The organism is Streptomyces sp. NPDC048277 (genome assembly GCF_040652235.1).
Taxonomy (GTDB): domain Bacteria; phylum Actinomycetota; class Actinomycetes; order Streptomycetales; family Streptomycetaceae; genus Streptomyces.
The window spans coordinates 25,943-43,409 of record NZ_JBEZLQ010000034.1; the positions used below are offsets into that span (position 1 = coordinate 25,943).

General features: G+C 68.5%; 18 protein-coding genes and 1 pseudogene. 10 read left to right on the forward strand and 9 right to left on the reverse strand.

Going from position 1 to position 17,467, the window contains the following annotated elements; all coding sequences use genetic code 11:
* Positions 1-298 precede the first annotated feature (298 nt).
* Positions 299-988 (forward strand): hypothetical protein, encoded by a 690-nt coding sequence (locus AB0D85_RS45435; protein ID WP_362335023.1) that lies wholly within the window; start codon positions 299-301, stop codon positions 986-988.
* Between the two features lie 67 nt (positions 989-1,055).
* Here AB0D85_RS45435 and AB0D85_RS45440 read toward each other — a convergent pair.
* Positions 1,056-1,807 (reverse strand): annotated as a pseudogene (locus AB0D85_RS45440) (site-specific integrase); the annotation flags it as partial.
* A gap of 9 nt (positions 1,808-1,816) precedes the next feature.
* Positions 1,817-2,836 carry a LacI family DNA-binding transcriptional regulator gene (locus AB0D85_RS45445; RefSeq protein ID WP_362335026.1) on the reverse strand — a complete coding sequence of 340 codons (1,020 nt, stop codon included), beginning with the start codon at positions 2,834-2,836 and terminating at the stop codon, positions 1,817-1,819.
* A 395-nt stretch (positions 2,837-3,231) separates the two neighbouring features.
* Here AB0D85_RS45445 and AB0D85_RS45450 point away from each other — a divergent pair, with 395 nt between their 5' ends.
* The 4 genes from AB0D85_RS45450 to AB0D85_RS45465 are packed head-to-tail and all read left to right on the forward strand — an operon-like array spanning position 3,232 to position 8,109.
* A complete protein-coding gene (locus tag AB0D85_RS45450) occupies positions 3,232-4,536 on the forward strand; it encodes an ABC transporter substrate-binding protein (RefSeq protein WP_362335030.1) in 1,305 nt (434 codons plus the stop codon).
* An 11-nt stretch (positions 4,537-4,547) separates the two neighbouring features.
* The gene (locus AB0D85_RS45455; RefSeq protein ID WP_362335033.1) at positions 4,548-5,615 is read left to right on the forward strand and encodes a sugar ABC transporter permease; all 1,068 of its coding nucleotides are present in this window, start codon (positions 4,548-4,550) and stop codon (positions 5,613-5,615) included.
* Positions 5,612-6,457, forward strand: a complete 846-nt coding sequence (locus tag AB0D85_RS45460; RefSeq protein WP_362335036.1) for a carbohydrate ABC transporter permease — start codon at positions 5,612-5,614, stop codon at positions 6,455-6,457. The genes AB0D85_RS45455 and AB0D85_RS45460 overlap by 4 nt, the downstream gene beginning before the upstream one ends.
* A 32-nt stretch (positions 6,458-6,489) precedes the next feature.
* Positions 6,490-8,109, forward strand: a complete 1,620-nt coding sequence (locus AB0D85_RS45465) for a glycoside hydrolase family 13 protein (RefSeq protein WP_362335039.1) — start codon at positions 6,490-6,492, stop codon at positions 8,107-8,109.
* 141 nt (positions 8,110-8,250) lie between these two features.
* Here the strand turns inward: AB0D85_RS45465 and AB0D85_RS45470 are convergent, their stop codons facing one another.
* From AB0D85_RS45470 to AB0D85_RS45485, 4 genes are read right to left on the reverse strand one after another with little or no spacing between them, the layout of a single operon-like run.
* Complete coding sequence (locus AB0D85_RS45470; RefSeq protein WP_362335042.1) at positions 8,251-8,805, reverse strand: flavoprotein; 555 nt, start codon at positions 8,803-8,805, stop codon at positions 8,251-8,253.
* Entirely contained in the window at positions 8,802-9,623 is an 822-nt protein-coding gene (locus AB0D85_RS45475; protein WP_362335045.1) for a WbqC family protein, read from the reverse strand. Before AB0D85_RS45475 ends, AB0D85_RS45470 begins: the two co-directional genes overlap by 4 nt.
* Entirely contained in the window at positions 9,559-10,248 is a 690-nt protein-coding gene (locus AB0D85_RS45480) for a YdcF family protein (protein WP_362335048.1), read from the reverse strand. Before AB0D85_RS45480 ends, AB0D85_RS45475 begins: the two co-directional genes overlap by 65 nt.
* Positions 10,245-11,288, reverse strand: a complete 1,044-nt coding sequence (locus AB0D85_RS45485; RefSeq protein ID WP_362335051.1) for a hypothetical protein — start codon at positions 11,286-11,288, stop codon at positions 10,245-10,247. Before AB0D85_RS45485 ends, AB0D85_RS45480 begins: the two co-directional genes overlap by 4 nt.
* Positions 11,289-11,406: 118 nt before the next feature.
* On the opposite strand from AB0D85_RS45485, the gene AB0D85_RS45490 reads away from it, so the two are divergent.
* Genes AB0D85_RS45490 through AB0D85_RS45505 form a run of 4 tightly spaced genes read left to right on the forward strand, consistent with a single transcriptional unit; the run spans position 11,407 to position 13,766 of the window.
* Positions 11,407-11,823 carry a hypothetical protein gene (locus tag AB0D85_RS45490; RefSeq protein ID WP_362335054.1) on the forward strand — a complete coding sequence of 139 codons (417 nt, stop codon included), beginning with the start codon at positions 11,407-11,409 and terminating at the stop codon, positions 11,821-11,823.
* A gap of 32 nt (positions 11,824-11,855) precedes the next feature.
* Positions 11,856-12,248 carry a hypothetical protein gene (locus AB0D85_RS45495; protein ID WP_362335057.1) on the forward strand — a complete coding sequence of 131 codons (393 nt, stop codon included), beginning with the start codon at positions 11,856-11,858 and terminating at the stop codon, positions 12,246-12,248.
* A gap of 55 nt (positions 12,249-12,303) precedes the next feature.
* Complete coding sequence (locus AB0D85_RS45500) at positions 12,304-13,419, forward strand: hypothetical protein (RefSeq protein ID WP_362335059.1); 1,116 nt, start codon at positions 12,304-12,306, stop codon at positions 13,417-13,419.
* Positions 13,416-13,766 carry an ASCH domain-containing protein gene (locus AB0D85_RS45505; RefSeq protein WP_362335062.1) on the forward strand — a complete coding sequence of 117 codons (351 nt, stop codon included), beginning with the start codon at positions 13,416-13,418 and terminating at the stop codon, positions 13,764-13,766. The genes AB0D85_RS45500 and AB0D85_RS45505 overlap by 4 nt, the downstream gene beginning before the upstream one ends.
* A gap of 500 nt (positions 13,767-14,266) precedes the next feature.
* Here AB0D85_RS45505 and AB0D85_RS45510 read toward each other — a convergent pair whose 3' ends face one another.
* The 3 genes from AB0D85_RS45510 to AB0D85_RS45520 all read right to left on the reverse strand — a co-directional run bounded on the left by AB0D85_RS45510 (position 14,267) and on the right by AB0D85_RS45520 (position 17,272).
* Positions 14,267-15,154: a TOPRIM nucleotidyl transferase/hydrolase domain-containing protein gene (locus tag AB0D85_RS45510; protein ID WP_362335065.1), complete on the reverse strand. Its 888-nt coding sequence runs from the start codon at positions 15,152-15,154 to the stop codon at positions 14,267-14,269.
* Positions 15,155-15,296: 142 nt separating this feature from the next.
* A complete protein-coding gene (locus AB0D85_RS45515) occupies positions 15,297-15,710 on the reverse strand; it encodes a hypothetical protein (RefSeq protein WP_362335068.1) in 414 nt (137 codons plus the stop codon).
* A 254-nt stretch (positions 15,711-15,964) separates the two neighbouring features.
* Positions 15,965-17,272 carry a hypothetical protein gene (locus tag AB0D85_RS45520; RefSeq protein WP_362335072.1) on the reverse strand — a complete coding sequence of 436 codons (1,308 nt, stop codon included), beginning with the start codon at positions 17,270-17,272 and terminating at the stop codon, positions 15,965-15,967.
* Between AB0D85_RS45520 and AB0D85_RS45525 the strand changes: the two genes are divergently transcribed.
* Positions 17,271-17,429, forward strand: coding sequence for a hypothetical protein (locus AB0D85_RS45525; protein ID WP_362335074.1), 159 nt, complete (start codon positions 17,271-17,273; stop codon positions 17,427-17,429). The two genes, AB0D85_RS45520 and AB0D85_RS45525, sit on opposite strands and share 2 nt — an antisense overlap.
* Positions 17,430-17,467: the final 38 nt, after the last annotated feature.

Here is a 17,467-nt window from a genome sequence, read left to right on the forward strand (position 1 = left end):
CTCCGACTTCTCGGACTCCGGATGCTGGGTGACCTCCTCAGGGTAGGCCGAGGCGGGACCTCTTCCGGTCGGGGCCGCCGTTCTTCCGCCGGTGCCTGAGGCATCCGTGCGGCATCTGCGAGACTGTGACCCGATACACGCAGCTCATCCGGCACGTCATGGGCCGGGGGCTGTAAAGATCCTGCGGACTGATGTTTCGACGCACGTTTCGGCGGGCGGCCGTGGGGGAGGTCACTGACACGATGATCGGGTTGCGCGGCGGGGGCCACGCGTCCTAGAAAAGCAGTCGGGTGGAGATATGCATCGCGGTGGCGGACTGGGCGAGGGGACTGATGACCTGGGTCCTCGACGTGCCCGGCGGGGAAGGCACCGGCGCGACGCGGAGGAAGCGGCCGAAGCAGCACGTCATGAACAGAGCGGCGTACCGAGTGAGTCCGAGCGGCGCGACCGACGTATCGATCAGTGGGACCGCGACCAGAGGGATGCGCGGGACCGGCGGGTCGATCGGCGGACCGACCGTGCGGAGACCGGAAGCAGGAATGGTGGTCGGGTGGGGGTGACGTACAAATACTTCGGCGCACCGGACGGCGCGACCGCGGCCCGCGTCCCGATCTCGATGCGTCCCGAGGAACTCGGCGGCGACGAGCTCGGCATGAACGGCATGTTCACCAAGATCAAGCCGGAGACGATGGCCGCGATGGTGCTGACGGGCATCGAAGGCGTGCCCCTGCACAAGGTGCCGCCGCTGGAACTGGTCGTCCTGCACCCGGACTACGCGGTGGTGAAACTCCCCATGACGGTCGTCGACCCGCTGCGCGGCATAGGCGAGGAGGCGGTCGGCGCGGCGGCCTTCATCTGGTCGACGGTCCCGGACCGGGGCGGCCCGAGGGACGCGTTCAACGTGTACCAGCTGCTGCACGAGTGGCAGGACTTCAGCCACCGCCTGCATGAGGCGGGGCACCAGCCGTACTGCCTGGTGTGGCCGTGAGTCGAGGTTTCTTGCGGGGCGGGCGGGGTCTTCGGGCCTCGCCCTTTTTGGTGGCGGAGAGGGGCCGTCAGGCGGCCGGGGCACATCGAGGGCACATTGGTTTCGTCGGGGGCACTGATGTGCCCTGGGCTGCTGGCGAGCCGCCGTCGTCGTCCGCCTCGGCTTCCTTTTCCGTGAAGGTGTCGTCGATCGCCTTGTGCGTGCGGGTCTCGCTGGACGGCAGCAGGTGCGTGTACGTCCGCAGCGTGAAGCCCGGGTCCGAGTGACCGAGGTACTCGGAGAGCGCCTTGATGCTCTCCCCTGCGTCCAGGAGCACGGAGGCGTAGGCGTGCCGGAGGGCGTGCATGCCGTCGTCCGGCGCCGCCTGGAGGTCAGCGCGCGCCGCGCTCGCGGGGAGGTATCACGCCGGCCGGTGACCTCGACCGGCGGGAACTCCTTCATGTGAGCCCTGAGGGCGACGGCAAGCCGGGTCGGCAGGGGCACCGACCGGATCTTGTTGCCCTTGGGCAGCGCGAAGACGGGCTTCGTGCCGACGAGCCGCACCTGGCGGTTGACGTGGCTCCAGCCGCCCTTGAAGTCGATGTCCCCGACGGCGAAGCCGAACACCTCGCCCTGACGCAGGCCGCAGCCGAAGGCGACCTTGCCGCCGGCCTGGAAGCGCTTCGGGAGTCCGGCGATGACCGCGCGGACGCGCTCCAGTGACCAAGGGATGATCTTCTTCTTGGTCGCGGTCGGGAGCTTGACCGACTTCGCCTTGCAGGGGTTCTTCGGCAGCAGTCCGTCCTCCACGGCCGAGCCGAGGATGCTGGAGAGGATGTCACTCGGCCCTCAAGAATCACCTTCGCGCTCCCCAGGAGGCGGGGGTGCCGTCGTCGCCCGTGGGATCAGTGTCGTGGGCAGGACGATGTGCTGTTCGCGGTCGGTCTCGGCGTCGTCGATCAGTTTCAGGGCGAGTTCGCCGGCGACGCGGCCCATGTCGGAGGGCGACTGGGCCACAGTGGACAGGTCGAACCACTCGGCGGTGTCCTGGTCGTCGAAGCCGACGACGGACATCCGCTCGGGGACCTGGATGCCGGTCTTGCGCAGGGTCCAGATGACGGAGACGGCCTGCTCGTCGGCGTCGGCGAAGATCGCGGTCGGCGGTTCGCGCAGGCTCAGCAACTCGCCCACTGCCTCCATGGTGCCGCGCTTGTCGCGGGGCGGGATGGTGACCACGAGGTCGTCGTCGAGGGGGATGCCCGCCTCGGTGAGCGCCTGCCGGTAGCCGAGCAGGCGGTCGCGGGTGCTGAAGCTGAAGCCGCGGGCGCCGACGGTCTGGGCGAAGGCGATCCGGCGGTGGCCGAGGTTGAGCAGGTGGCGGGTGGCCTTGCAGGCGCCGGCCACGTCGTCGACGTAGACGCTCGGGCGGCCCTGGACGTGCTGGCTGACGTAGATGACCGGCATTTCCAGGTCGTCGAGGCGGGCGGTCTCCTCGGCGGTCAGGTCGAAGGAGAAGACGAGCAGCGCGTCGGCGTTGCGGCGGGCCGGGAGGCGTTCGAAGAACGCGGTGCGTTCGGCGAGGTCGGGGATGACGTAGACGGTCATCTCCAGGCCGGCCGCCCGCAGCAGCGGTCCCAGCCGGGACAGCGCAGCCCCCATGAACCACGCGTCCAGCGTGGGCACCAGCACCGCCACCACTCCGGTCTTGCCGGTGACCAGGCTCGCGGCATGCCGGGAGACCGCGAAGTTCAGCTCACGCGCGGCCTCCTCGACCCGGGCACGGACGTCCGGGGCCACCGATGTCAGGCCGCGCAGGGTGCGCGAGACGGTGGACGGGGAGACCCCCGCCCGTTCTGCGACATCGGCCATGGTGGGCAGTCGTTGAGCTGGCGGCATGAGCGGAAGTTAGCACAGATTCACGCCTCCGCCAGATACCTCGTGACAGCGCTGTCTCGCCCGTTCAGGCGAGTTCAATGGGTAGTTTTGCCCGTATATAAGCTGCATGACCCACCCAATTCTCCCCGTGCTACCAGGAAGTTACGGATTGACTTCCGCCAGATGCACTCCTACGGTGCAAGCGTTGTCTCAGCGGAGTCGGAGCCGTCACCGCGAAGTCATCCCTCAAGGCTTTGACCTGCGTGTTTGATCAAGAAAATGCCGTGACAGCACAGTCTCGTAACAGAGCCATCCCAGAGTCATCTCGGTAGCTACTCCCTACAGGGCGCCCCCGCCGAGACTTCGGTACCGCACGTTCAGGAGAGACAGTGAACGCCAGAACCACCAGAGCCCTTCAGTGCTCGGCCGCCCTCGTCGCCGCCGGGCTCACCCTCACCGCCTGCGGTTCCGGCGGTGGCAGCTCCGCAGGCTCCTCGGGGCAGTCGCAGAGCACGTCGTTCACCGGCCGCGGCCCGATCACGTACGTGTCCGGCAAGGACACCACCGGCGTGGTCCAGAAGGTGATCGACCGCTGGAACAAGCTGCACCCGAAGGAGAAGGTCACCGTCATCGACCTGCCGACGGACCCGGACTCGCAGCGCCAGCAGATGATCCAGAACGCGGAGACCAAGTCCGACGCCTACACGGTGCTCTCCCTCGACGCCGTGTGGACCTCGGAGTTCGCCGCACACCAGTGGATCGCCAAGCTGCCCGAGACGCAGTTCCCGCTCGACAAGATGCTGACGCCCGCGGTGGACACGGCGAAGTACCGCGGCAGCCTGTACGCGGCGCCGTACATCTCCAACGGCGGCATCCTCTACTACCGCACCGACCTGCTGAAGAAGGCCGGCATCAGCAAGGCTCCGACCACCTGGGCGGAGATGACCGCCGACTGCGCGAAGATCAAGAAGCTGCCCGAGGGCAAGGGCGTGTCCTGTTACGCCGGGCAGTTCCAGAAGTACGAGGGCCTGACGGTGAACTTCGCCGAGGCCGTGAACTCGGCCGGCGGCGTGATCACCGACGCCGACGGCAAGCCGGACGTGGACACCGCCGCGGCCAGGAAGGGCCTGGACTTCCTCGTCAGTGCGTTCAAGGACGGCACCATCCCCAAGGAGGCCATCACCTACCAGGAGGAGGACAGCCGCCAGGCGTTCCAGGACGGCAAGCTGGTCTTCCTGCGCAACTGGCCCTACGTGTACGCCCTCGCCGAGAAGAGCAAGATCGCCGGAAAGTACGCGGTCGCACCCCTGCCCGGACTGAACGGGACCGGCGCCTCCAGCCTGGGCGGCTCCAACCTCGCCCTGTCCTCCTACGCCAAGAACAAGGCCACCGCGCTGGACTTCATGAAGTTCTTCACCGACGAGGAGAACGCGACGACCTTCCTCAAGGACGCCGCCTTCGCCCCGGCCTACGCCGACCTGTACGACGACAAGGCGCTGACCGCGCAGTACCCGTACCTGCCCGTCCTGAAGCAGTCGATCACGAACGCCGTGCCACGCCCCCGGGTCGTGCAGTACGGCGACGTGACCTCGGCGATCCAGCAGGAGGCGTACGCGGCGCTGACCGGCAGCAAGAGCAGCGCGCAGGCGCTGAAGGACCTGCAGCAGGAGCTGCAGAAGTCCACCGGGCAGTGAGGAGAGGGGCCATGGCCGACACCAAGATCCCACCGGGATCCGCCACCGCCGGGACCGAGCGCCCGGCCGGCGGACGGGCTCCGGTGAGCGGGCGGCGGCGCTCCGGTTCCGGCGCCCGCGCCACCGCGGGCTCGGGCCGGGTGGCAGCCCTGCTGGTCTCCCCGACCCTGCTGGTGCTGTCGATCGTCGTGCTCTACCCGACGATCATGGCGCTCCAGGAGTCGCTGTACGGGACCAAGGGGCTGGACCCGAAGACCGGCTTCATCAGCGACACCGAGCCGTACGTGGGGCTGAAGAACTACGCCGACATCTTCGGAGCCGCCGGCAACCGGTTCTGGAACGCCTTCTGGAACACCACCTTCTTCACCGTCGTCACGGTCGGGCTGGAGACGGTGATCGGTGTGGCCATGGCCCTGATCATGCACAAGGCGTTCAGCGGCCGGGGGCTGATCCGGGCGAGCATCCTCATCCCCTGGGCCGTGCCCACGGCCATCTCCGGCCTGCTGTGGCGCTGGATCTTCAACAGCAACGGCATCGCCAACGCCCTCATCGGCCACCAGGTCCTGTGGACGACGGAAGGCTTCCACGCCAAGGTCGCGGTGATCGTCGCCGAGGTGTGGAAGACGTCCCCCTTCATCGGACTGCTGGTCCTCGCCGGGCTCCAGGTGATCTCGAAGGAGGTCTACGAGGCCGCCCGCCTCGACGGCGCCAGCGCCCCACGCCAGTTCTGGCACATCACCCTGCCCCTGGTGAAGCCCGCCCTGCTGGTGGCCATGCTGTTCCGCTGCATGGACGCCCTGCGGATGTTCGACCTGCCCTACCTCCTCATCGGCGCCCAGAAGAACTCCGTGGAGACCCTGTCCATGCTCGCGCAGAGCGAGGCGTCCAACGTCCGCTTCGGACCGGCCTCGGCCTACTCCGTGCTCCTCTTCCTCTACGTCTTCCTCGTCGCCCTCGCCTTCGTCCGGCTGCTCGGCGCCGACCTCGTCGGCGACGACAGCGGCAGCGGCGGCAAGAGCAGGACCACGGGCTGGCGCAGGAAGCGGATCCTCCCCCGCCGTACGGAGGTGACGGCATGACCTCCTCGTCCTCGTCCCCGGCCGTCTGGCGCAGGTGGCTGCCGTACGTCGGCGTCCTCGCCGTCGTCGCCTACTGCCTGGCCCCCTTCTACTGGATGCTGGTCTCCAGCCTGCGCGGCGCCTCCGACATCTTCGACAACTCGCTGCTGCCCACCCGGGTGTCCTTCGAGAACTACCGCGCCCTGCTCGACAGCTCACAAGGCTTCCCCCGCGCACTCCTCAACAGCCTGGTCGTCGCCGGCATCACGACCACGCTGTCCCTGCTGCTGGCCACCTTCACGGCATACGCCATGGCCCGCCTGGAGTTCCGGGGCAAGCGGTTCATCCTCACCCTGATCATCGCCACCTCCATGTTCCCGGTGGTGTCGATCGTGGTCCCGCTGCTGAAGCTGTTCACGGACATCGGCTGGATCAACACCTACCAGGCGATGATCGTGCCGAGCATGTCCTTCGCGCTGCCGCTGGCGGTGTGGAACCTGACCACGTTCTTCCGGCAGATGCCCGACGAACTGGAACACGCCGCCATGATCGACGGCTGCACCCGCGGCCAGGCGTTCCGCAGAGTCATCATGCCGCTCGCCGCGCCCGGCATCTTCACCACCGCGATCATCACCTTCATCGCCGCCTGGAACGAGTTCCTCATCGCCCTGACGATGACCAACAAACCCCAGATGCAGACCGCGCCGGTCGCCATCTCCAAGTTCACCGGCGCCACGACGTACGAGACCCCCTTCGGCAGCCAGATGGCCGCCGGCGTCCTGGTCACCATCCCGCTGGTCGTCATGGTGCTGATCTTCCAGCGCCGCATCGTCGCCGGACTGACCGCCGGCGCCGCCAAGTGACCCCCTCAGCAGACACGCAAGGAGCAGGACCCGTGCCCCCCACCACCGCGCCCTGGTGGCGCAGCGCCGTCATCTACCAGGTCTACATCCGCAGCTTCGCCGACGGCAACGGCGACGGGGTCGGCGACATCGCCGGCATCCGCTCCCGGCTCCCGTACCTCAAATCCCTCGGCGTGGACGCCCTGTGGATCAACCCCTGGTACAAGTCCCCCCAGGCCGACCACGGTTACGACGTCGCCGACTACCGCGAGATCGACTCCCTGTTCGGCACGGTCGCCGAAGCGGAACAGCTCATCGAGGAAGCCCACGCCCACGGGATCCGGATCATCCCCGACATCGTCCCCAACCACTCCTCCGACCAAGCGGCCTGGTTCCAGCAGGCGCTGGCGGCAGGCCCCGGCAGCCCCGAGCGCGAGCGGTACGTCTTCCGCGCCGGACGCGGTGCGCACGGTGAACTTCCGCCCAACGACTGGGACTCCCGCTTCGGCGGCCCGGCCTGGACCCGGGTGGACGACGGCGAGTGGTACCTCCACCTCTTCACCCCCCAACAGCCCGACCTCAACTGGCAGCACCCAGAGGTCCACGCGGAGTTCGAGTCCGTCCTGCGGTTCTGGTTCGACCGGGGCGTGGACGGCTTCCGCATCGACGTCGCCCACGGCCTGCTCAAGGACCCCGAACTCCCTGACCTGGCCGACCTTTCCACAGGCGTACACCCCTTCTGGGACCGCGACGAGGTCCACGAGATCTACCGCTCCTGGCGCAAGCTCGCCGACGAGTACCCCGGCGACCGCTCCTTCGTCGCCGAGGCATGGACCGACACCCCCGAACGCCTCGCCGCCTACGTCCGCGAGGACGGCCTGCACACCGCCTTCAACTTCGACTTCCTCATGACCGACTGGGACGCGAAGGACCTGCGCGCCGTCATCGACGACACCCTCGCCATGCTCGGCACCGTCGGCGCCCCCGCCACCTGGGTCATGTCCAACCACGACGTCATGCGCCACACCAGCCGCTACGGCCGTAAAGCCGCGAAGAAGTGGCTGGCCAACGAGTCCTACATCCCCGCAGGACCCGCCGACCTCGAACTCGGCACCCGCCGCGCCCGCGCCGCCGCCCTGCTCACTCTCGCCCTCCCCGGCGGCGCCTACGTCTACCAGGGTGAGGAACTCGGCCTCCCTGAGATCGAGGACCTCCCCGAGGCCGTCCTCCAGGACCCCGTCTGGGAACGCTCCGGCCACACCGAACGCGGCCGCGACGGCTGCCGCGTCCCGATCCCCTGGTCCGGCACCACCGCCCCCTACGGCTTCAGCGCCGCCGACGCCACGGCCTCCCCCTGGCTGCCCCAGCCCGCCGACTGGGCACCCCGCACCGTGGCAGCCCAGACCGGCGACCCCGCCTCCATGCTGGAGCTCTACCGCACCGCCCTCCGCATACGCCGCGAACACCCCGCCCTCGGCGACGGCACCCTCACCTGGCTGGACGACACCCCGGCCGGAGTCCTCGCCTTCCGCCGCGAGCCCGGCTTCATCTGCGTGGTCAACCTCTCCACCGAGCCGTACCAGCTACCTGCACACGCCTCGATCCTGCTCACCAGCGGTCCCGTCGAGGACAACCGCCTGGCCCCGGACCAGGCCGTCTGGCTCACGGTGTAGCGAGCCACCACCCCACAGACCCAGGGCCTGTCCGGTCCCACTCCCCGCTGTCCGGACAGGCCCTGGCCTCGCAGCCCGAGGCGGCAGCAGAGCACATCCTCCTCCAGCTACGGGTCGGGTTCGTTGGCACGGCGGCGCTGATCAAGCGGTGGCACGCAGCTTCGGAGCGAGCAGGTCCAGCGCCTCCGCCCAACGGAAGTGGTCAGCCCCGCCTCCGGCTTTCGGACGGTGCGGCTCGTACGTACCGATGAGCACGCCCATCTCGCGCAAGTGGTCCAGGCTCCGGCGATACGCGGGATGGGCGGCCTGGGCCGAGTTCAGGTACGGCAGGACAGCGGCGGGGATACCCATGCCGTACGCCTCGCAGAGGATGCCCAGGGCGAGGGTGCCGGAGATGCCGTTGGCCCACTTGTTGATCGTGTTGAAGGTGGCCGGGGCGACGGCGATCGCGTCTGCGGGCGGGAGAGGGCGTGCTTCGCCGGGGGTGCGCCAGGCGGAGCGTATCGGGTAGCCGGTCTGGTCCTGCACCGCCTCGGTGTCGAGGAAGCCGAGACCCTGCGGGGTGGCGACCACCCCGACGTCCCACTGTCGCTTCTGCGCAGCGGTGATCAGTTTGCCGACGTCTCCGGCGATGCCGCAGCCGCAGACGACGACGTAGAGGAAGGGCTTCTTCTGCGGGGCGGTCGGTTCGGTCACGTATGGGCTCCGGGACGGTGAGTGTCTCGATGCACTGCCAGTTGGTTCGCGAGTTCCCGAGGCCCGATCTTGCTGAGGGCCCAGAGGCTGCTGATTCGCCGGGATCGGTGCCAGAGCGGGTCGTTCGTATCCACAGGGGTGTGGAAGAACAGCACGGGGATGCCTGCGGCGTCGAAAGGACGCGCGTCGAGGTAACGCAGACCGCCGGTGCCGCACAGGTAGCCGGTGCCGCCGGTGGCCGCGGCCAGGTCGGCAAGGCGGTCGGACCGGCCTGGGCGGGCCGAGATCTGGCTGCTGTCGATCACTTCGCCCGACCAGCCGAGTGCGGTGAGCAGGGCCGTCGTCGACATCTTCGCGAGGTCGGCTACGTGGTCGGAGACATCGAACGCGTCCGAGACCGCGCCAAGTACCTCGGACACCGCATCCCAGTGGGCGCTGCGACCGTAAAACTGGCGCACGAGCAGTTCGACTCTCCGTCGAGCCCGACGCTGATCGACCAACCGTGCCTGTCGGATCAGCGTTGGGCGTCCATGAGGAAGGTGAACAGGGAGGGTGAGCCACTGTTGCCGCGCAGGGTCGTCCAGGGCGGCCAGCCGGGCTCGATGTTGGTAGTCGCGCCGGGCGAACTGCACGTCGTCCAGGACGATCCAGCGGTCGGCGGCGAAGAGCTTCGCCAACGTGGACAGCCGTGGGAACAGGTTCGGCTGATGGATCGCGCAGCCCCCTCCCGACGGCGGGCCGGCGCAGGGTGGCTCAGTCGCTGATGAGGCGGCTGTCGAACCCGGCGCCCAGGAGGCGCTCGTAGGCGTCATGAACATCCCCCGGTACGTGCTGCTCGACGGCGAAGCCGAGCTTCGGGTACTCGATCACCCGCTGCAGGTCACCGACGAGCATGTCGACAACGAGCCTCTCGTCGCCGATGGACTTGATGTAGTCGTCCAGTTCCAGTGGCTCGGAGGCGCACACGACCTCCACCTCGGGCCACAGCTTTCGGCAGGTCGCGTAGGAGCGGCGCTCCATGTACGGCTTGGAGATCAGCAGCAGGGAGTCGACCGTGATGCCGGCCGCGGTCAGCAGCTCACGGGAGAGGGTGATGTTCTGGCCAGTGTTCGCTGCCTTTGCCTCGACCAGGATCGCCTCGTCCGGCACGCCCAGGCTCAGCGCGTACTCGCGGTAGTGGACGGCTTCGCCGCGCGGGAAGCGGGCTCGGGTGGTGGGGCTGTTGCCGCCGCTGAAGACGAGGATTGGGAAGAGACCGGCGCCGTAGAGGTCCGCGGCTGTGGTGGCCACTCCGAGGTCGTGGCTGCCGAGGCCGATCGCCGCCGAGCAGGGCCGCGGCTCGTGTCCCATCTGGTGGTAGTTCCAGATCAGCGTCGCGTCGTGGAACTGCTCGTCGGTGATCTGGCGCTGCTCGTGCTCCGGCACTGGCACTCCCTGGCTCATCCTTGCTGGCCCTTTCGGATGCCCTCGATGCTGCGCAGCTGGTGGCTCAGCCCGTACTGTCGGGCCACCTGTGCCGCCCGGTCGAGGACGGACAGCCCATCATTCCGGGTCGCTGCATACGACAGAAGGATGTGCCCGTACGCGGTGTCCACCCGCACCCGCTGCATGGGGGAGTCGACCGTGCCGGTGGTGCGTGCGATGTCGATGCAGTGCAGGGCCTGGGTCAGGTTGCCGGCACCGCGATGGGCCAGGGCCAGTTTCTGGTGGGCGACCGACCAGTCCTCCGGCTCGCCGAGTTCCTCGAACTCGCGGGTGGCGGCGGCCATGACCGTGGTGGCGTATGCGTTGTTGCCCTCCTTGCTCAGGGCCGTCCCGATCCACAGGCGTGCCCGGGCCCGGTCACGCCTGCTGAGGCGCTCGTCTGCGGCAAGCTGCTCGTACCAGCGGGCGGACGCGTCGAGCTGACCCGACATCTCCTGTACGACGGCGAGGGACAGCTCGATCTGGGCCAGACGACGGGGGATGTCGAGTTCGGAGAACATGGCGCGTGCGGTCAGGTAGGACTGGCGTGCGGACAGTGGACCGAGGATCGCCCCTTGGTCACGCTGCACATCACCGAGGAGCACGAGGGAACGGCCGTACAGGTAGAGGCCCTTGTCATCGAGGTCGTGCGGGTCGTGGCCGCCCAGCCAGCGGTTCAGCAGGGTCGAGGCGAAGGGGAAGTCCTGGCGGCTGACGCAGACCACGGCGCGTTCTATGTCCTCGGTCCAGGTCTCGTAGTCGGCCGGCCGTGCGGCCTTCCGCTCAGGGAACAGCAGCGCGTCGAACCGAGCATGGGCGGCGGTGTCCGCGCGGGACAGCGCGGTGTCGAAAATGGCCTGTGTATCCGGTCGGGGCTGGGTCTCCGTGCCGAGGCTTTCCCACTTGGCCACGGTGCGCAGTGCGACTCCGAGGTGCTCGGCGAAGGCGCGGGTGCTCATGCGCAGGGCGGCGCGCAAGGCACTCGCCTCCCGACCAGTCCACTGCTGCACGCTGACCACGGACGACCTCCCTCTGTCACGTATGGAAGCACTCTCAGTGATGGCCAGGGCGCGAAGTGCAACGGAAGTGCAACAGCAGGTCATTTCGAGGCCGTACGCGGCAGCCGACGCTGTGGTCATGGACGACGAACTCATCACCGAACGCCGCCCCGTCGCCTTCCCGCAGGTCTTCGGCTACCTGCGGCACATCACCGGTGGCCTGCCCCGCCACGCGGCACTCGTCGACTGCCTCACCGAATACTGCCGTCGGCACGAACTGACCCTCGGCGGCGTCTTCACCGACCGCGACGCCACGGTGACCGTCCGCTCAGCAGCTTTCGTCGGGCTGGTCGACGCCCTCCAACTGCCCGACACCTACGGCGCGGTGGTCCCCGCCCTCAGCCACCTCGGCCCCAAGGGCATCGGTGCCGAGCGAAGGCGGCGGATAACAGCTACAGGCACCCGCCTGCTCGTGGTCCGTTCCATCACACCGACGAGGGGTTCCGAAACATCCCCGGGCACAGGCGCCGGCGTCCGGCCACGAGGGACCACATGACGTCCGTTCGTGACGCACTGCGACGTGCGCCCATGGTCGAAGATGCGCCCGGACTGCGTCTGCTGAAGGTCGGCGACGGCTGGGATCTGGTGCGAACCTCCGCCGAGATCGGCCTCCTGGTCCTCGCCCACCTGCGGGCGACCGGCGCTCCGATCGGTCCGGTGCTCTACGACAGGACCAACGGCCGCCTGTACTACGCCATCGCTACCGGCACCGCAGGACACTGGCACGAACTGCCGGTACGGCACCTCTCTGCCAACTCATGGCTCGTCGCGCCCGGTCTGGAGATCCTCGACAGTTGGTTCGGCGGCTGGTGCGAGCTACCCGACGACGACACTCTGACCGACGCCGCCGCCCTCCGCACCGCCCTCCGGCACCCGTACGTCATCGCCGCCGAAGAGGGACACTCCGGTGCCTTCCGCTAGCGGTCGGCACTCGGCAGCACCCCCGGCCTTCCACCTCGACAGCGAGGGGACACCCGTGACGACCCACCCTGTCTCACCGAACACCGTCCTCGCCAACGCCCTTCTCCGCACCGAGGACGTCCTGACCCCGCGCATCCTGGCCAGCCCACCTACGCGGATCGTGCTGGTCGTCGGCACCCAGATCAACGGCACCCCACACATCGGCACCTCGTTGGTCCAGTCACTCACCTTCGCCATGGCAGCACGGCTGCGCGACCGCTTCGGCATCCCCGTCGAGGTCGTCTTCAGCGCCCTCGACAACGCCCCGTACGAGTTGGCCACCGACCCGGCCAGCAGCCACACCTACCAGCGCGCCTACGCCCAGACCCTCGGTGCGGAGGCGCTCACCGACCTCGTGGCCGCCCTCTACCAACCCCTGTTCACCGCCCTGTCCCGGCGCCTGGGTATCCCGCATCGAGTGGAGACCTACAGCCAACAGCAGGCCGGTGAGCAATTCCGTCGCACCTGGTTGCGGCTGCTCCCCCGCCTTGACGCCGCCCGATGGTGGCTCGCCCCGTCCACCGGCACGCCACACTTACGAATTCCCTGCCCGCACCCCGGCTGCGGCTGGGCTGAGAAGCACGCCGAACGAACCCGCGTCCACCTCACCGACCGCGAGACAGCCACCATCAAGGCCAGCTGCCTCCACCACGGTTCCTACCGCACCACCATCACACCCACCACCGGTGGCTACCTCGACCTGGCCACCCTCTACCGCAACCTCGTCAAAGAACTGGCCCTCACCAGCACACCAGTCGACGGAACCCTGCACGTCATGGTCAAAGGCGGCGACTGGGTCTTCGGCTCCCTCCTCGTCGACGAGGCGCTCCAGGCCGTCGGCCTCACCCGCGCCCAGCTCCCCGCCCGCCTGTTCTGCCCGCAGGTCGTCACCGAAACCGGCGCGAAACTCTCCAAGTCCCTCATCCGAGAAGGCCGTGCCCCCTTGGGCGCCGCCGACTGGATGCTCGACACCCGGAAGTGGCCTGGCATCGTGGCCGAGTACGCCGACCAGTTGCTGGCCATGACGGAGACGCTCCTGTCCGACCCCCGTCACTTCTTCCGCTCGTACACGGCCGCCGAGATCAACCGCATGATGACCGCCCAAGCCCCCCGGAGCCTTCCCGCCTCATGAGCAGCAGCTCCCGCGTCCGCGAACTCAACCTCTACCGCCAGTACTTCGACCTGGTCGCCGCAGGCGCCAAGACCATCGAGGTCCGGGTCAAATACCCCCACCTGGCCGACCTCGCGGCCGGTGACGTCATCCGCTTCCGCATCAAGGGCACGGACGAGACGTGCGAGGTCGAGGTCAAGCGGGTCACTGAATACCCCGACTTCGAGGCTCTCCTCGACGGTGAAGGTGCCTTCACGGTCAACCCCACGGCCACCCGCGACGAGCAACTCGCCAACATCCGGGTCATTTACCCACCCGAGAAAGAGGCCCTCGGCGCTCTCGCAATCGAGATCGGCCTTCCTGGTTGATACACCGGACTCGGGCGATGTTGAGCCCCGCTGCTGTGAAGAACGTGCCACTTGCGGCAATCTTCACCGTCAAGAATCCCTCGTAGAACGTCGTGCCCGGCGCACAGCACGCCAGTCCTGCACCATAGAAACAAGTTCACGCCATGCCCGGACGACGTTTCCCAGGTCTAAAAGGAGTTCCCGGAACTGCCGAAGCAGTACGCGCATCACAACAAGGCCGATCGCAGAGTCACATCCCAAGCCCACCCACCCCATCGGGATGCCTCCTCACCCGCAGACACCAGGCTCCCCGATACGTGGACTGAAGTCTTTACCCGCATGGGTAAATCGCCTGATCTTGAGCTGCTGGGGATGCCGGGCTGGGCAGCAGGCTGCCCGCTGTGGAGATCGAAGTCAGCCTGCTGGGAGCAGGCTTGGGCGGACGTCTCCACACCGGTGTCTGCGAGCTACTTCGACTGCGGTCGAAGGCCGAGCTGAGCGATCCGTCTCGACCCTGGTGACTACCGTCGGCCGGCCAGCACGCGGACGTTTTCCAACAGAGCATGGAGCAGGAACGGCGGCTCTGCCCCGGCTGTCCGCGTCGTCTCAAGGTAGGTGGCCGCGTTCTTTCCGTCGATGCCCTCGCCGACTCGGATGAGCTCTTGGCGGCGCTCCTCCCAGGTCGGCCAGTGCTGGTCGAGGTAGGTCTCCAGGGTGTCCTCGAAGACGGTGTACCGGCCGGTCGAGTCGTCGGTGGGCTGAGAAGCCGGCGTCGCGCCCAAGTACTGGAGAAGGTTCGCGTTCTTGGCCCGGTTCGCCCGCGCCTGCTGTTCGAACTTTGCCTCCTTCTCCTGGCGCTGATGCGGAACGAGGTGGCTCACCGACTCCCGCTTGCGCTCCTCCATTCCGGAGTCACCGTCGAACACCACATAGCACGGCACGCCCAAGGCGCTGAAGAGCGCATCGGAGATCATGATGTTGTCCTTGCCATTCACCTCGATGACGCTGATGCCCTCCGCGCCCAGGTTGATCCCGGACCGCTCGGCGCAGCCATTGATCACTCCCTCGGTCCTGCTGCGGATCGACTTCTTGTCTACGAGTCCGTCGAGGGCCCGGCAAAGGTCCTCCTCCGTGGCCTGCCACACCTCGGTAGCGGGATGCTCCACACCGCCAGCGCGGCAAAGACGGCGGATCTGGTGGTAGCCCTTCGGGTCGATGAAGACCGGATTATGGGTCGCGTACATGACCTGCGTACGCCCTTGCGGCGACGCGGCGACCAGCTCGCGAAGCACCTTCGCGAAGGTCCGTGCCTGAGGGGGATGCTGGAAGAGTTCGGGCTCCTCGATCGCCAGGCACAACGTCCGCATCCCGTCGGCCGGACGCCTGCCGCCGGCCGAAGAAGCACCCACGCCCCGCCGGCCGACCGCCTTCCAGAACCACCGCGACCAACGCGAGACAGCCCGGCCGAAGTCCTGGCGAACCCTGGGCGCCTGACCTCGGCACCTCCAAGATCCCCGACTGTGAGGATGGGGCGCGGCGGGTCGGTTGTCGCTACCAGCTGAACGTCTGCTCCTTTGAATTGACCGTCTCGACGAGATTCGCGCCGTAGTACGTCACGTGGCTGCTGTACTTGTCCCCATTCACGCCCACGAGGTGCCAGGGACTGGCCTCGGGAAAGTGACCGGTCTTGCAGGGAATCCCCGTGCTCCAGATGGTTTGTCCCGTGCTGTCGTCGGTGACATAGAAGGTCACCCCTTGACACGGTCCGCTGGGGATCCAGTTGATGTACATGTCGGGAATCTCGTAGATGCCGCTGGCACTGATGCAGGCTTTGATGGCGCCGCCGTCGGCGCCCGTGCCACAGCCGCCGCCCGTGGAGGCCGAGGCCTGGGCCGGGAAGCCGAACGCGAGAGTGGCGGCCGCGAGTCCGGTCGCAGCGGTGGCGAGTATGCGTCGAGAACGCACGAGTCTCTCCTGAGGTAGCCGTTGGGACGTAACCGGGACGCGCCGTGGAGCACCCGAGCACGCGTTCCGGAGTGATCGGGTAAGAGACTAGGTTCCGGTTTGTTCTTGACCTCCAGGCCGACCGCGCAGATGACGGAACAGCGGGACGGCACGCCTGTGACCTGCATTGATCACAGTTGGAATGACGGCTTAGTGGGCTGCGGGCTGTGGGTGCACGGCCTCATCGAGGAGGGGGCGACCGACGAAATGGCGGATCATGGGGTGACGGAATCGGTGGGGAGGGTCATCTGGTCGGCCGACCGCCTCGGGCCCGGCGGCAGAGCACACTGGGCGGCATCGGTGGTGGAGGAGGGCTGATTGCGCCGGCGTGCGTGGGCGTGGACGGCCTTGACGAAGTTCTCGACCCAGTCGGTGAAGCGGGCGCGCTTCGCGGCGTCGTCCCGGTTGTCGAGGTTCTCCACGATCTCCTCCAGCCAGTACCGGGCCCAGCTGTCCCATGCGAATCGGTCACGGTGCTTCAGGAGCTGCCGGGCGATGCGCTGGGCGACCGGCCCGTCCAGCCGACCGTGGTCCGCGGCCACCGCACGAGCCGCCTGGAGCAGGACCGCTTCCGCCCGTACGGCCGCGAGGGGCACCGCCCGCGGGCTCCGGTCGCCGGGACGGGACCTCAGGGTGTACGCCGCCAGGTCGGCGTCCTTCCTGGCCAGGGGCACTTCCTCGGCGCTACGAGCAACCCGCCCCACGCCGCCGACCAGTTCCCGGGCCCGATCCGCGCGTTCCAGGAAGTCGCCGGCCACCCCCGTCAGCCAGTGCTCCGCCCCGTCCCCGCCGTCCGGCACCCCGGCCGGTACCGGGACGATCCCGTAGACGGCTCCGTCCAGTACGGCCGTCCGCGACCGCTCGTGGAGCGCGGCCAGGTAGAGGGCGAGCGCCGTGCGGATCCGCTCCAGATCGAGCACGCCGGTGCTCGCGCCGTCCGCGGGAACCAGGGCGAGGACCCCCAGCCGGTGGCCGGCCACGCCCTGCCGTCCGGCCGCCTCCCCCGCCCCTGGTGTGCCGCCGCCCCGCAGAAGTGCCCGCACGTCCTCGGTGTACCCGGCGCGCAGCGCGGACCGGTACTGCGCGATCCGCAGCAGCGCCATGCCGAGGGCGTGCACGGCCGGTGTGAGCCGACGGCGGTCCTCCTCCGTGGGCTCGCCGGCCCCGTGCACCCACAGGACACCGCGGAGTTCGCCGCCGGCGTGGATGGGCACGCCCAGTTTCGGGTCATTTCCGTGCTCCGGGTAGGCGGGGATGTGCACCGGGTCGGTGCTCCGGCGCAGTTGCTCCTCGCCTCCGCCGCGCCTCAGGCCGTCGACGGTGACGTCCGGCAGCCGGCGGTGCACGATCACCCAGCGGTTCGGGTCGTCGGCCGCTTCCTGCCTGCCGGAGTAGGCCAGCAGCCGGTGCTGCGGATCGGTCAGGATCACCGGCGCGTCCAGCAGCAGGGCGACGGCGTCGATCACCTCGTCGATCAGGGCCCCGTGCCGCAGGCCGAGCGCGTCGGGCACGGGCGATGCCATGAGGGCCCGGCAGTCGGCCGCCGCCGACAGCCAGCTGACCGACTCGTCCAGGACCAGCACCGCGACGCCGGTCCCGGCGGCGGCCTCGGCCGTCTACCTCGGCACCGTCTTCCTCGCGCTGCCCGCCCTGGTCATCGTGCTGGTGGGGGTGGTCTGAAGCACGGCAGTACGGCGGTACGGCGGGGCGGACGGCGG